Origin of the sequence: Pseudomonas hefeiensis (assembly GCF_030687835.1) — a bacterium.
Taxonomy (GTDB): Bacteria; Pseudomonadota; Gammaproteobacteria; order Pseudomonadales; family Pseudomonadaceae; genus Aquipseudomonas; species Aquipseudomonas hefeiensis.
Genome location: NZ_CP117449.1, coordinates 865,906 through 879,507, shown reverse-complemented (window position 1 = coordinate 879,507; position 13,602 = coordinate 865,906). Strand labels below are relative to the sequence as shown.

The 13,602-nt window shown below is 61.9% G+C and carries 10 protein-coding genes and 1 pseudogene; 5 read left to right on the top strand and 6 right to left on the bottom strand.

Annotation, left to right across the window (positions count from 1 at the left end; genetic code table 11):
• The first annotated feature begins 274 nt into the window (after positions 1-274).
• The 3 genes and pseudogenes from katG to PSH57_RS29205 all read left to right on the top strand — a co-directional run bounded on the left by katG (position 275) and on the right by PSH57_RS29205 (position 4,828).
• Positions 275-2,539: a catalase/peroxidase HPI gene (katG, locus tag PSH57_RS03725; protein WP_305387894.1), complete on the top strand. Its 2,265-nt coding sequence runs from the start codon at positions 275-277 to the stop codon at positions 2,537-2,539.
• Between the two features lie 504 nt (positions 2,540-3,043).
• Positions 3,044-3,922, top strand: a pseudogene (locus PSH57_RS29210) (methyl-accepting chemotaxis protein); the annotation flags it as partial.
• 42 nt (positions 3,923-3,964) lie between these two features.
• Positions 3,965-4,828 (top strand): methyl-accepting chemotaxis protein, encoded by an 864-nt coding sequence (locus PSH57_RS29205; protein WP_422766088.1) that lies wholly within the window; start codon positions 3,965-3,967, stop codon positions 4,826-4,828.
• A gap of 151 nt (positions 4,829-4,979) precedes the next feature.
• On the opposite strand, the gene PSH57_RS03715 is transcribed toward PSH57_RS29205, so the two are convergent.
• The 4 genes from PSH57_RS03715 to PSH57_RS03700 all read right to left on the bottom strand — a co-directional run bounded on the left by PSH57_RS03715 (position 4,980) and on the right by PSH57_RS03700 (position 9,184).
• On the bottom strand, positions 4,980-5,348 hold the full coding sequence (locus PSH57_RS03715; RefSeq protein WP_305387892.1) for a glyoxalase superfamily protein: 369 nt from the start codon (positions 5,346-5,348) through the stop codon (positions 4,980-4,982).
• Between the two features lie 124 nt (positions 5,349-5,472).
• Complete coding sequence (locus PSH57_RS03710) at positions 5,473-6,945, bottom strand: N-acyl-D-amino-acid deacylase family protein (RefSeq protein ID WP_305387890.1); 1,473 nt, start codon at positions 6,943-6,945, stop codon at positions 5,473-5,475.
• 1 nt (position 6,946) lies between these two features.
• Positions 6,947-7,807: a MurR/RpiR family transcriptional regulator gene (locus PSH57_RS03705; protein WP_305387889.1), complete on the bottom strand. Its 861-nt coding sequence runs from the start codon at positions 7,805-7,807 to the stop codon at positions 6,947-6,949.
• A 27-nt stretch (positions 7,808-7,834) separates the two neighbouring features.
• Positions 7,835-9,184, bottom strand: coding sequence for a GntT/GntP/DsdX family permease (locus tag PSH57_RS03700; protein ID WP_305387888.1), 1,350 nt, complete (start codon positions 9,182-9,184; stop codon positions 7,835-7,837).
• Between the two features lie 281 nt (positions 9,185-9,465).
• On the opposite strand from PSH57_RS03700, the gene PSH57_RS03695 reads away from it, so the two are divergent.
• A complete protein-coding gene (locus PSH57_RS03695) occupies positions 9,466-10,911 on the top strand; it encodes a SulP family inorganic anion transporter (protein ID WP_305387887.1) in 1,446 nt (481 codons plus the stop codon).
• Between the two features lie 128 nt (positions 10,912-11,039).
• Complete coding sequence (locus PSH57_RS03690; RefSeq protein WP_047230243.1) at positions 11,040-11,249, top strand: DUF2788 domain-containing protein; 210 nt, start codon at positions 11,040-11,042, stop codon at positions 11,247-11,249.
• On the opposite strand, the gene PSH57_RS03685 is transcribed toward PSH57_RS03690, so the two are convergent.
• Positions 11,244-11,810, bottom strand: coding sequence for a pseudouridine synthase (locus PSH57_RS03685; RefSeq protein WP_305390280.1), 567 nt, complete (start codon positions 11,808-11,810; stop codon positions 11,244-11,246). The two genes, PSH57_RS03690 and PSH57_RS03685, sit on opposite strands and share 6 nt — an antisense overlap.
• A gap of 158 nt (positions 11,811-11,968) precedes the next feature.
• Entirely contained in the window at positions 11,969-13,468 is a 1,500-nt protein-coding gene (gene amn, locus PSH57_RS03680) for an AMP nucleosidase (RefSeq protein WP_256231735.1), read from the bottom strand.
• Between the last annotated feature and the right edge of the window lie 134 nt (positions 13,469-13,602).

Sequence of the window (13,602 nt, the reverse complement as noted above, 5' to 3'; positions counted from 1 at the left end):
TAGCTATCTGGCAAAGGGGGACTAGCCTGAATTCAGGCTGGTGTAATCCGGCCCGTGAAACCTGACAAGAGATAGGAAGCGTTCAGAACCGTACTGGGCTTGCCGTGGGCCACCGTACTGGCAACCAGACCGCCGTCGCGCGTTGCCGTGTGGCCATACACAATCAGTTGAGCGAACTGTGAGCCCTGCGCCCTGTGTCATTTATTTCGCCTGTCGCTATTCGAAGCCCCGCCGGGCTGGATAGCTGGATGAATACGACCGAAGGTAGCTCCTCATGGCAAACGAATCGAAATGCCCGTTCAACCACGCCGCGGGTGGTGGCACCACGAACCGTGACTGGTGGCCCAACCAGCTGAACCTGAAGATCCTGCACCAGCACTCCCCGTTGTCCGACCCCATGGGCGAGGATTTCAACTACACCGAAGCATTCAAAAGCCTGGATTTCCAGGCCCTGAAAAATGACCTGAATGCGTTGATGACCGACTCCCAGGACTGGTGGCCGGCGGACTTCGGGCACTACGGGCCGCTCTTTGTCCGCATGGCCTGGCACAGCGCCGGCACCTACCGCACCGGTGACGGGCGCGGTGGCGCGGGCTCCGGCCAGCAGCGTTTTGCGCCTCTCAACAGTTGGCCGGACAACGTCAGCCTCGACAAGGCGCGCCGGCTGTTATGGCCGATCAAACAGAAATACGGTCGCAACATTTCCTGGGCCGACCTGATCGTGCTCACCGGCAACGTCGCGCTGGAATCCATGGGCTTCAAGACCTTCGGTTTTTCCGGCGGTCGTCCCGACGTCTGGGAGCCGGATGAAGACGTCTACTGGGGTTCCGAAAACAAATGGTTGGGCGGCGACACCCGCTACGGCAAACCGGATAAAGCCGCGATGCAAGATCCCGGCGAAGGACAACTGGTGGCCGAACCCGGCAATGAAGAAAGCCGTACCGACCTGGGACGCAATCTGGAGAACCCGCTGGCGGCCGTGCAAATGGGGCTGATCTACGTCAACCCGGAAGGCCCCGAGGGTCAACCGGACCCGGTCGCCGCCGGGGTGGACATCCGAGAAACCTTCGCCCGCATGGCCATGAACGATGAAGAAACCGTGGCGCTGATTGCCGGCGGCCACGCCTTCGGCAAGACCCACGGCGCAGGGCCCGCGGACAATGTCGGCGCCGAGCCTGAAGCCGCTGGCCTGGAACAACAGGGCCTGGGCTGGAAGAACGCATTCGGCACCGGCAAAGGTCCCGATACCATCACCAGTGGCCTGGAAGTGACCTGGACCACCACGCCCACCCGCTGGAGCAACAACTACCTGGAGAACCTGTTCGGGTTTGAGTGGGAGCTGACCAAGAGCCCGGCCGGGGCGCACCAGTGGACACCGAAAAACGGAGCTGGCGCGGGCATCATTCCGGACGCCCACGATCCGGCCAAGCGCCGCAATCCGACCATGCTCACCACCGACCTGGCGCTGCGCTTCGACCCGATCTACGAAAAAATCTCACGGCGCTTCCTGGAAAATCCAGAGCAGTTGTCCGACGCCTTTGCCCGCGCCTGGTTCAAGTTGATCCACCGCGACATGGGCCCGCTCTCGCGCTACCTCGGCCCGGAACTGCCCAACGAAGAGCTGCTCTGGCAGGATCCTATCCCGGCAGTGGATCATACCCTGGTCAACGACAGCGACATCGCGGCCCTCAAGGACAAGCTGTTGGCCTCGGGCCTGTCGGTTTCACAACTGGTGTCCACCGCCTGGGCGGCCGCGTCGAGCTTCCGTGGCTCCGACAAACGCGGCGGCGCCAACGGTGGCCGGCTGCGCCTGGCCCCGCAGAAGGACTGGCCGGCCAACCAGCCGGAACAATTGGCGCCGGTGCTGGCGACGCTCGAAAAGGTCCGGAGCGAATTCAACGGGGCCCAGTCCGGTGGCAAAAAAATCTCCCTGGCGGACCTGATCGTGCTGGCCGGCAGCGCCGGCATCGAACAGGCGGCGAAAAATGCCGGATTCAGCGTGACGGTGCCTTTTTCGCCGGGGCGTATGGACGCCAGCCAGGAGCAGACCGACGTCGAGTCGTTCGGCTTTCTTGAACCCATCGCCGATGGCTTTCGCAACTACCTCAAGGGCAGGTATCGCGTATCCGCCGAGGCACTGCTGATCGACAAGGCGCAACTGCTGACCCTCAGCGCCCCGGAGATGACCGCGCTGATCGGCGGCCTGCGCGTGCTTGATACCAATGTCGGCCAAACCCGGCATGGGGTTTTTACCCAACGGCCAGGGGCGTTGACCAACGACTTCTTCGTCAATCTGCTGGACATGGGCGTGGAATGGAAACCGCTCTCGGACGACCAGCAAACGTTCGAAGCCCGTGACCGCAAGACCGGTCAAGCCAAATGGACCGGCACTCGTGTCGATCTGGTCTTCGGCTCCAACGCTCAACTACGAGCCCTGGCCGAAGTGTATGCCAGCGCCGATGCGCAGGAGCAGTTCGTCAGTGACTTCATCGCGGCATGGGTCAAGGTGATGAACCTGGATCGGTTTGATCTCGGCTGAGGCTGTCAGGCGCTGAGAGAAGCCCTCAATCTGATCCAGGTTGAGGGCTTCGTTTCCCTGCTCATTGAAACCCGTCCCTCATGAACTTTTCTTCACCCCACACGTTCGCGTGATTGGGTAAAGTCCCCTCGCTCATTCAAGAAACTAAGGTTTTAGCCCGCCCTCCCGCGGGCTTTTTTTTGTCTGAAATTCAGGATAAGCCTGAGGCGCGCAGCAAAATCCTCAGCCAATGCCTGACACCCGAAAAAAATCCTTTCAGATCCAGAGTCGCCAGCCGATACAGCCCTGTTACACGTTTTAGCTGGCTCAAAAACAACAATCTTCCAGCGTACCGACGATCAAGCAACACAACGTTCCTGGAGGAATTTGATGAATAGCTGGTTTGGCAACATTAGCGTCAACATGAAACTGGGCCTGGGCTTTGGCCTGGTGCTGGCACTGACCTGCGTCCTGGCGCTGACCAGTTGGACCAGCCTGGGAGGGCTGATCGACCGCAGCAACTGGATGAGCGACATCACCAAGCTGAATGCCGGTCTGACCAAACTTCGCGTCGTGCGCCTGCAATACATGCTGACCAATGGCGACGAGACCGCCGCACAGAATGTGCAAACCACCCTCGATGGTTTCGTGGCGCAACAGAACGCACTGCTAAGCAGCTTCAAGAGCCCGGAAAACGTCAAGCTGCTCAAGGAGCAGAGCGCGACGATCAGCGCCTATCAGGTTTCCCTGAACAAAATGCGCAACGCCTACCGCACCGGCAACACCGCCCGCGGCACGATGACCGCCAACGCCGGGACCGCTTACAAGCTGATCGAGACGATCAATACTGACGTTCAGCAAATGCTCTCGAGCGACCAGCGCTTCGAACAGTACCAGGCCATCACCGAGGCCAAGCAGGCGTTCATGTTGGCCCGCTATGAAGTGCGCGGCTACACCGCCAAGAGCAACGCCGAAAACGAACGCAAGGCCGTCGCCCAACTGGACGCCGCCATCGCTTCGCTCCAACCGCTGAATGTGTATTTCGCCAGCACCCGGCAAGATGAGCTGCGTCAGCTCGAAGCTGTCCTGACGCAATACCGCAGCTCCGTCCAGGCTTTCACCCTGGCCATTGCCGAGGCAGCGCAGGCCCGCAAGGAAATGACCGACCAGGGCACGACCATCGTCTCCCTGAGCGAACAGCTGTATCAGATCCAGCTCGACCGTCGCGATGCCGAAAGCGCCCAGGCCCGCACCCTGCAACTGGTCAGCACTTTGTTGGCATTGCTGGTAGGCATCATCGCGGCGGTCATCATCACTCGCCAGATCACCCGACCACTGCGCGAAACCCTGGCCGTGGTTGATCGTATTGCCAGTGGCGACCTGTCGCAAAACGTCGTGGTCACCCGTCGCGATGAACTGGGCGTACTGCAACAAGGCATCGCGCGCATGGGCGTGACCCTGCGCGACTTGATCAGCGGCATCCGTGATGGCGTGACTCAGATCGCCAGCGCCGCCGAAGAACTGTCCGCGGTGACCGAGCAGACCAGCGCCGGGGTCAACAGCCAGAAAGTCGAGACCGATCAGGTGGCGACCGCCATGCACGAGATGACCGCCACGGTTCAGGAAGTCGCCCGCAACGCCGAAGAGGCGTCCCAGGCAGCCGCCGCCGCAGACGGTGAAGCCCGGGCCGGCGACCAGGTGGTCAACGAAGCCATCGCCCAGATCGAACGCCTGGCCAGTGAAGTGGAGCGTTCCACCGACGCCATGACCGTGCTGCAACAGGAAAGCGACAAGATCGGCAGCGTCATGGACGTGATCAAGGCCGTCGCCGAACAAACCAACCTGTTGGCCCTGAACGCGGCGATCGAAGCGGCGCGTGCCGGTGAAGCCGGTCGTGGCTTCGCGGTGGTTGCCGACGAAGTCCGTGGCCTGGCCCAGCGCACGCAGAAGTCCACCGAGGAAATCGAAGGGCTGGTGGCCGGTCTGCAGAATGGCACCCAACAAGTGGCCGCCGTGATGAACAATAGCCGCAGCCTCACCGACAGCAGCGTAGCCCTGACCCGCAAGGCCGGCGTATCACTGGAAAACATCACCCGCACGGTGTCGAACATCCAGTCGATGAACCAGCAGATCGCCGCCGCTGCCGAAGAACAAAGCGCCGTGGCCGAGGAGATCAGCCGCAGCATCATCAACGTGCGCGACGTGTCCGAACAGACCGCCGCCGCCAGCGAAGAAACCGCAGCGTCCAGTGTTGAACTGGCACGCTTGGGCAATCAGTTGCAGATGATGGTGAGTCACTTCCGGGTCTGATCACGACAAGCGCCCATTTCCCGGAAGAAATGGGCGCCTTGGGTAATGTCATTAAAATCATTCAAAAAGAGCCATCGCCTTGGCGCTTTCGTCACGTCGCGGCAGATCCAGCACAACGCCCCCGCTCGCCCATCAATGGGTCCAGCCGTCGTTACACACTAATCGCATTGGTAAACACCAATCGATTGCCAAACGGATCGACCACCGTCATGTCCTGGCTGCCCCACGGCATGGCCTGGATATGGGGGTGGGCGAAGGGGTATTGCTTGGCGAGCAGTTGCGCCTGGAAAGCTTCCAGTTCATCCGTTTCGATACGCAGCGCCGAGCCCGGGGTGCAGTCGCCATGGTGTTCGGACAGGTGCAACACGCATCCGTCGCGGGAGACTTGCAGGTACAGCGGAAAGTCGTCACCAAAGCGATGTTGCCAGTCGAGGGTAAAGCCCAGGAAATCGACATAGAACGCCAATGCCTTGGTTTCATCGAAGATCCGCAGGATCGGGGTGGTTTTACCGAAGCTCATGGGTTGCTCCCTGGCTGAAAAGACCCAGTGTAGATGGGTTGACCTTAGTGCTTCGGCCTTGGATCCGGCTTCTTTAGTGTCGCAGTGCCATTATTGTGGCGCCAATTTACCCAATCTCAGCCGCTTAAACGCCATTCGATGGACTGAACCCCTGGCGCAGATCGCCCTCGCGCGCCAGGAACCGCCCTTCCCGGCGCCCGTTCGCCTGCCCTTCACGATAGCTCAAGACACCATTGACCCACACGCCATCAATCCCTTCGGCAGCCCGTTGAGGTTCGTTGAAATCGGCCACGTCGCGAATGGTGTGTGGATTGAACAACACCAGGTCCGCCCAATGGCCTTCACGGATTTCACCCCGTTGCTTGAGGCCGAAGCGCGCCGCCGACAGGCCGGTCATTTTGTGTACGGCGATGTGCAGCGGGAAAAGCCCGACGTCACGACTGAAATGCCCCAGTACCCGCGGGAAAGCGCCCCACAAGCGCGGATGCGGGAACGGATCCTCCGGCAAACCGTCGGAGCCGACCATGGACAACGGATGGGCGAGGATTCGTCGTACGTCGCCTTCGTCCATGCCGTAGTACACCGCGCCGGCCGGTTGCAGGCGCCGCGCTGCATCGAGCAGCGGCACTTCCCATTCGGCGGCGATGTCAGCCAGGTCGCGGCCGCCCATGTGCGGATGAGCCGTCGACCAGGTGATGGTGATGCGATGGGCATCGGTCACTTGTTTGAGATCCAGGGTCGAGGAACTGGCCGCATAGGGATAGCAGTCACAACCGACCGGGTGGGTTTTCGCCGCATTCTCCAGCGCCGCGAGCACCTGCGGACTTCGCCCCCAGTTACCGGCACCCGCGCATTTAAGGTGGGAAATGATCACCGGGCTTTGGGCGTGACGGCCGATCTGGAACGCCTCGTCCATGGCCTCGAGCACCGGTTCGAATTCGCTGCGCAGGTGGGTGGTGTAGACCGCACCGAATGCGCTCAGCTCCTGGGTCAGTTGCATGACTTCGTCGGTGGAGGCCGAAAATGCGTTGGCGTAGGCCAGGCCGGTGGACAACCCCAGCGCGCCGGCCTCCAGGCTTTCGCGCAGTTGCTGACGCATGGCGGTGATTTCTCCCACGCTGGCTGTGCGCAACAAATCGTCCATGTGGTTGCTGCGCAGCGCCGTGTGCCCCACCAGCGCCGCCACGTTGACCGCCGGCGTGGCTGCCTCCACCGCCGCACGATAATCTTCGAAACGCGGATAGGCGAACGCTTGGGCCGCGCCAAGCAAGTTCATCGGGTCCGGCGGCTCGCCCCGCAGGCTCACCGGTGAAGCGCTGATGCCGCAATTGCCGACGATCACCGTGGTCACGCCCTGGCTGAGTTTGGGCAGCATCTGCGGCTGACGAATGACCACCGTGTCGTCGTGGGTGTGCACATCGATGAACCCTGGCGCCAGCACACAGCCGGCGGCATCGATCTCTTCAATTGCCCGGGCATCGCGCAGGTCGGCGATGCGCTCGATGCGACCGGCGCGGATCGCCACGTCGGCGCTGTAACCGGGGGTGTTGCTGCCATCAATGACCCGTGCGTTGCGGATAAGCGTGTCGTACAGCATCTCAGTCTCCCAGCGGCAAGTGATCGTCGCCGCCGCGGTAATCGTCCAGGGCGAGTTTGACTCGTCGCAGGCGTTCTTGATTGTCTTCGGGGTGGGCCAGTGCAAGCTCGGTGGCGAGCACATCGATAGCCAGCAGCATGCCGTAGCGCGCCGCCGTGGGCTTATAAATGAACGAGGTTTCGGCGCCTTGCAGGGGCAGCACCACATCGGCCAGCCGGGCCAACGGCGAGTCGGCACGGGTGATGGCCAGGATCGCCGCACCATAACTGCGCGCCAGTTCAACCGCGCCGAGCAGTTCCGGGGTGATGCCGGTGAGTGAACAGGCGATGACCAAATGCTCCTGGCTCAATGACGTGGCGGTGATGCGCATCATCACCGGATCCCGGCAGGCGGCAATCGAGTAGCCAAAACGCACCAGCCGTACCTGTAACTCCTCACCGCACAACGCCGACCAACCACCGAGCCCGAACGCATGAATCATCCGCGCCTTGCCGAGCATCCGCACCGCGTCGCTGAACCGAGACTCTTCGAATGCCGACAGGTGCTGACGCAGGGTCGTCTCGATATCGCCGACGATCTGCCCATAAAACGCCGATTGCTCGGGCGCGCCGGCGGGGTCGAGAAACCGGCTGCCAACGCCGCTGGCCTGAGCCAGTTGCAGGCGCAAGTCCCGCAGGTCGCGGCAGCCAACGGTTCGGGCGAAACGCGACAGCGTGGCGCTGCTGACTTCGGCGCGCTGGGCCAGTTCATCCAGGCTGGCCGAGGCGGCGAACCCTACGTCGTCGAGCATCAACCGGGCGATTCTTCCTTCTCCGGCGCTGAAGGAATCCTGACGGGAGCGAATCTGGTAAAGGATGTCCATGACGGCACCTGTGTTGGAGCGCTGTGATTAAAGCAAGCGTGCAAGTCCTAGGGTCAGGCCGAACGCGACCAGGGAGATCAGCGTTTCGAGTACGGTCCAGGTCTTGAAAGTTTGAGTGACGGTCATATTGAAGTATTCCTTGATCAGCCAGAAGCCGCCGTCGTTGACGTGGGAAAAGATCACCGACCCGGCACCGGTGGCCAGCACCAGCAACTCGGGATGGGGATAGCCCAGACCGATCGCCACGGGCGCGACGATGCCCGAGGCCGTGGTCATCGCCACCGTGGCCGAGCCGGTGGCGACACGCATCAGGGCGGCGAACAGCCAGCCCATGACCAGCGGTGACAATTGAAATTCCTGGGCCAGGCCGACGATTTGTTGAGTGACCCCGGCGTCCACCAGGATCCGGTTCAAACCACCGCCAGCGCCCACCAGCAACGTAATGCTGGCCGTCGGCGCCAGGCACTCATTGGTGAACTTGAGGATCGATTCACGGTTGAAGCCCTGGGCCAGGCCCAGCGTCCAGAAGCTGAGAAGGGTCGCCAGCAGCAAGGCAATCACCGAGTTGCCGATGAATAGCAGGAACTGATTGAAGCCGCTGCCCGGCTCGGAGATCAGGTTAGCCCAACCGCCGATCAACATCAGAATCACCGGCAGCAGGATGGTCCCCAGGGTGATACCGAAACCCGGCAGATTGGGCCGGGGCTCACGGTCGAGGAATTGTCGCTCCAGCGGGTTATCGTCCGGCAGTTGGATGCGCGGCACGATGAACTTGGCATACACAGGACCGGCGATGATCGCGGTAGGAATACCGATCAGGATCGCGTACAGCAAGGTCTGCCCCACCGAGGCCTGGAACGCCTGCACCGCCAGCATCGCCGCCGGGTGCGGCGGCACCAGGGCATGCACCACCGAGAGACCGGCGACCATCGGCAACCCCACCATCAGGATCGACACGCCCACGCGCCGGGCAATGGTGAACGCGATGGGCACCAGCAGCACGAAACCGACTTCGAAAAACAACGGCAGCCCCACCAGGAAGGCAATGCACACCATCGCCCAATGGGCGTTGCGCTCGCCGAAGCGTTCGATCAGCGTCTGCGCCATGCGCTCGGCCCCGCCGGACTCGGCCATCATCTTGCCGAGCATCGTGCCCAAGGCCACGACCAGCGCGATGTGCCCCAGGGTCTTGCCCACGCCCGCCTCATATGCCCCGACCACACTGGACGGCGGCATCCCGGCCAGCAGCGCCAGACCAATGGACACCAGCGTAATCACAATGAACGGATTAAGCCGGTATCGGGCGATCAAAACGATCAGCGCAATGATGGCGATGGCCGCGTAGACCAACAGCCAATAACCGAATGCAGGTGCCATGCGTTACTCCTCGAATGGGGTCACGTCGTCGTGTTGTGAAACTCATAAATCATTTCGAGGATCGATCTTCAAACGTACTGAAAGTAATTTTCGTACACGGACAAGAAATGTCGCTGATGGACATCGCGACACGGCGCTGATGAAAATTCAGCGCAAGACTTTCATGCAAAACCGTTCTCTTGCGGCTGGCCGCATCGCACTCAATTCCGTACCATCCCCACCCTGTTTTTGCACCACGCCCACGGCAGCCGATGTTCAAGCGCTGCCCCGCCAGGAAAATCATGAAACCAGCACGTCTTCGCGCCGACGCCCTCGCCGGCCTCACCACTTCTTTTGCCTTGCTGCCCGAATGCATCGCGTTCGCCCTGGTCGCCCATCTCAACCCGCTGATGGGCTTGTATGGCGCTTTCATCATCTGCACGCTAACCGCGCTGTTCGGCGGGCGGCCAGGCATGGTCTCTGGCGCGGCGGGATCGATGGCCGTGGTGATTGTCGCGCTGGTGGTGCAGCACGGTGTGCAATACCTGCTGGCGACTGTGCTGCTGGGCGGGTTGATCATGATGGCGTTCGGGCTGTTGCGGCTGGGCAAACTGGTGCGCATGGTGCCGCACCCGGTGATGCTCGGTTTCGTCAACGGGCTGGCGATCATCATCGCCCTGGCGCAACTGGAGCACTTCAAGACTGGCGAGACCTGGCTGAGCGGCGGCCCGTTGTACCTGATGATCGGCCTGGTGGCGCTGACCATGGCCATCGTCTACTTGTTGCCACGCCTGACCCGCAGTGTTCCGCCGGCCCTGGTGGCGATCCTGGGGGTTGGCCTGGCGGTCTACTTCTTCGGTCTGCCGACCCGCACCCTGGGTGATATGGCGCATATCGCCGGCGGCCTGCCGGCCTTTGTCTGGCCGGACATTCCCTGGAACCTGGAGACCTTGCGGATCATCGCGCCCTATGCGGTGGTAATGGCGATGGTCGGTCTGCTGGAAACCCTGCTGACCCTGAACCTGACCGACGAGATCACCGAGAGCCGCGGCTACCCGGACCGCGAGTGTGTGGCGTTGGGCGCGGCCAACATGGCCTCCGGGCTGTTTGGTGGCATGGGCGGTTGCGCGATGATCGGCCAGACCGTGATCAACCTGAGTTCGGGCGGGCGCGGCCGATTGTCCGGCGTGGTGGCCGGGGTGATGGTTCTGCTGTTCGTGTTGTTTCTGTCGCCGTTGATCGAACGCATCCCGTTGGCCGCGCTAGTGGGCGTGATGTTCGTGGTGTCCCAGCAGACCTTTGCCTGGGCCTCGCTGCGGGTGATCAACAAAGTGCCCGTCAATGACGTGTTGGTGATCATCGCGGTGACGACCATCACGGTGTTCACCGATCTGGCAACCGCGGTGCTGTGCGGCATTATCATTGCGGCGCTCAACTTTGCCTGGCAACAGGCCCGGGAGCTGTACGCCGACACGCATCTGGAAGCGGACGGCAGCAAGCTCTATCGCCTGCACGGCACCCTGTTCTTCGCCTCGACCACGCCGTTTCTCAACCAGTTCGACCCGGCCAACGATCCCTCCCAGGTGACCCTGGACTGTCGCCACTTGAGCTTTGTCGACTATTCGGCCATCGCGGCACTGAAAACCCTGCGTGAACGCTATAGCAAGGCTGGCAAGCACCTGCGGGTGTTTCACTTGTCCGAACGCTGCAAACAGATGCTCAAACGGGCGGATGTCCACCACGACTGAAGAGATCGCCGCTGCGTCACCCAGGCGATGAATAGCTGCGACACACCGTCGCAGCCCAATCCTTCGCACTCTTCCCATGCCGTATACTCGCCCCGCCTTTTTAACCTCGCCCACGCCGGAGTGTTTCGATGGATCCTGTGGTTTTCGAAGAGTGGATGATGACGGGCCTTGTCAGCATCCTGATCATTTTCATGGGTTTCATCGTCTGGGATCTGGCGAAGAAGTCCAAGGCCGGGCGTTTCGGCTCGTTCATCCTGTTTTTCGTGCTGGGGCTGGGCGTGGCGGCATTCGTCATCAAGAGCGTGGTGATCGGCCTGATCGAGACGGGCACCTTATAACCGCGCCGGCACTTCCTTCCACTGGCCGTGATCCAGCCCGTCGAGCGTCCAGTCACCGATCCTGACCCGCACCAGGCGCAATGTCGGCAAGCCCACCGCAGCGGTCATGCGCCGCACCTGACGGTTGCGCCCCTCGCGAATCACCAATTCCAGCCAACTGGTCGGCACACTTTTACGAAAGCGCACCGGCGGGTTGCGCGGCCATAGTTGTGGCTCGTCCAGTTGTCGCGCTTGTGCGGGCAAGGTCATGCCGTCATTCAGCTCCACGCCATCGCACAGACGCTGCAATTGCTCGGCACTGGGCTCACCTTCGACTTGCACCCAATAGGTCTTGGCCAGTTTGTGCCGGGGGTCGGCGATGCGGGCCTGCAGTTGCCCGTCGTTGGTGAGCAGCAGCAACCCTTCGCTGTCGCGATCCAGCCGCCCGGCGGGATAAATGCCGGGCACGTCGATAAAGTCCTTGAGCGTCGCCCGCCCCTGATCGTCACGAAATTGCGTCAGCACATCGAAGGGTTTGTTGAACAGGATCAGCCTCGGCTCGGCCGGCGGGGCCTTGGCCACACGGCGCGGGGCGGATGCGGGAGGTTTCGCGCCAGGACGGCGGGAAGCGGGACGTGGCGGACGGGGCATGGCAAACACAACATCTAACGGTCTGGGCCGACCATGCTAGTGGCCCGACCGTTAAATAACCACTGTCCCTTAAATAGGGCATCCGTTCATCAGCGGAACGGCGGTTCGTCGAAGCTGCGCAACTTGCGCGAGTGCAGCGAATTGAGTTCGTTGCGCAGCAGGTCCAGCGCCGCGATGCCAATCTTCAGGTGCTGGTTGACCGCCCGTTCGTAGAACGCGTTGGCCGAACCCGGCAATTTGATCTCGCTGTGCAGAGGTTTGTCCGAGACACAAAGCAACGTGCCGTACGGCACCCGCAAGCGGTATCCCTGAGCGGCGATGGTGCCGCTTTCCATGTCCACCGCAACGGCGCGGGACAGGTTGATCAACGGGCGCTCCTGGGCCCAGCGCAATTCCCAGTTGCGGTCGTCGTAGGTCAGCACGGTGCCGGTGCGCAGGCGTTTTTTCAGCTCGTCGCCCTTTTCACCGGTGACATTGGCCGCCGCTTGCTGCAAAGCCATCTGCACTTCAGCCAGGGCGGGGATCGGAATATTCGGCGGCACGACCCGGTCGAGGATGCCATCGCGACGCATGTAAGCGTGGGCCAGCACGTAGTCGCCGATGGTCTGCGACTGCCGCAGCCCGCCGCAGTGACCGATCATCAGCCAGCAGTGGGGCCGCAGTACGGCCAGGTGGTCGGTAATGTTCTTGGCGTTGGACGGCCCGACGCCGATGTTCACCAGGGTCACGCCATGGCCATCGTTAGCCTGCAGGTGATAGGCCGGCATCTGATAGCGGTGCCAGACCACGCCCGCGGCGATCGCCGAGGCTTCACCGTGGTCCATGCCCTTTTCGATGATCACGTTGCCCGGCAGGACCATGCGCACAAAACGCGGGTCGCTGCGCAGTTGCTCCAGGCCATGGACAATGAACTGGTCCACATAACGGTGATAGTTGGTCAGCAGGATCCAGGGCTGCACATGGCGCCAGTCGCTGCCGGTGTAATGCACCAGCCGACGCAGGGAAAAGTCCACCCGCGCCGCGTCGAACAGTGCCAGCGGCAGCGGGTCGGTGTTTTCCCAGTCGTAGAGGCCGTCGGCAATGCCATCGGTGGCGGCCGACAGGTCGGTGCTGGGGAACACTCGCGCCAGCACGGCGGCGGTCACGCCGGAGCCGGCCAGTTCATCACCCTGCTCCACCACGTACGGATAGGGGATATTCTGCTCGCTGACACCCACTTCCACGGTGACGGTAAAGTCGTGCATCAGCGGGACCAACTGCTCCAGCAGGTATTTACGGAACGCAGCAGGATGGGTGACGGTGACACTGTAGGTGCCCGGCAACTGGACCTTGGCGTAGGCGCGGGTGGTTTGCGGGACTTCGCCATGGCAGTGATAGGTCAGTCGCAGGGCGGGATAGCGAAACAATGCCCGCTGCTCGGCATCCGGCTCGATGCGATCCTTGAGGTACCGCTTGAGCGCCTGGTTCAGCGCAGTGGTCGCACGCTCGTGCAGGGCCGCCAGACGATCCACGGCTTGTTCGGCGGTTTGAACGACAATAAACGCTTCGGTCACGATCAGCTTCCTGTGTTCTGACTTGCAGGCCTTCATCTTGCCTGCATCATCGTCCAACGGGAACAGTGGCGTATTGGCGCGTTCGATCATTCTCCCTCTCATTACGGGAGCGAGCCTGCTCGCGATGGCGGCCTGGCACCGGCCGGAGACAAATTGATCAGGTCCGCGCT

Excerpts from the sequence above, each read along its gene's own strand:
- katG (WP_305387894.1), top strand. The coding sequence starts at position 275 with ATGGCAAACGAATCGAAATGCCCGTTCAACCACGCCGCGGGTGGTGGC.
- PSH57_RS29205 (WP_422766088.1), top strand. The coding sequence starts at position 3,965 with ATGGGCGTGACCCTGCGCGACTTGATCAGCGGCATCCGTGATGGCGTG.
- PSH57_RS03715 (WP_305387892.1), bottom strand. The coding sequence starts at position 5,348 with ATGAGCTTCGGTAAAACCACCCCGATCCTGCGGATCTTCGATGAAACC.
- PSH57_RS03710 (WP_305387890.1), bottom strand. The coding sequence starts at position 6,945 with ATGCTGTACGACACGCTTATCCGCAACGCACGGGTCATTGATGGCAGC.
- PSH57_RS03705 (WP_305387889.1), bottom strand. The coding sequence starts at position 7,807 with ATGGACATCCTTTACCAGATTCGCTCCCGTCAGGATTCCTTCAGCGCC.
- PSH57_RS03700 (WP_305387888.1), bottom strand. The coding sequence starts at position 9,184 with ATGGCACCTGCATTCGGTTATTGGCTGTTGGTCTACGCGGCCATCGCC.
- PSH57_RS03695 (WP_305387887.1), top strand. The coding sequence starts at position 9,466 with ATGAAACCAGCACGTCTTCGCGCCGACGCCCTCGCCGGCCTCACCACT.
- PSH57_RS03690 (WP_047230243.1), top strand. The coding sequence starts at position 11,040 with ATGGATCCTGTGGTTTTCGAAGAGTGGATGATGACGGGCCTTGTCAGC.
- amn (WP_256231735.1), bottom strand. The coding sequence starts at position 13,468 with ATGAAGGCCTGCAAGTCAGAACACAGGAAGCTGATCGTGACCGAAGCG.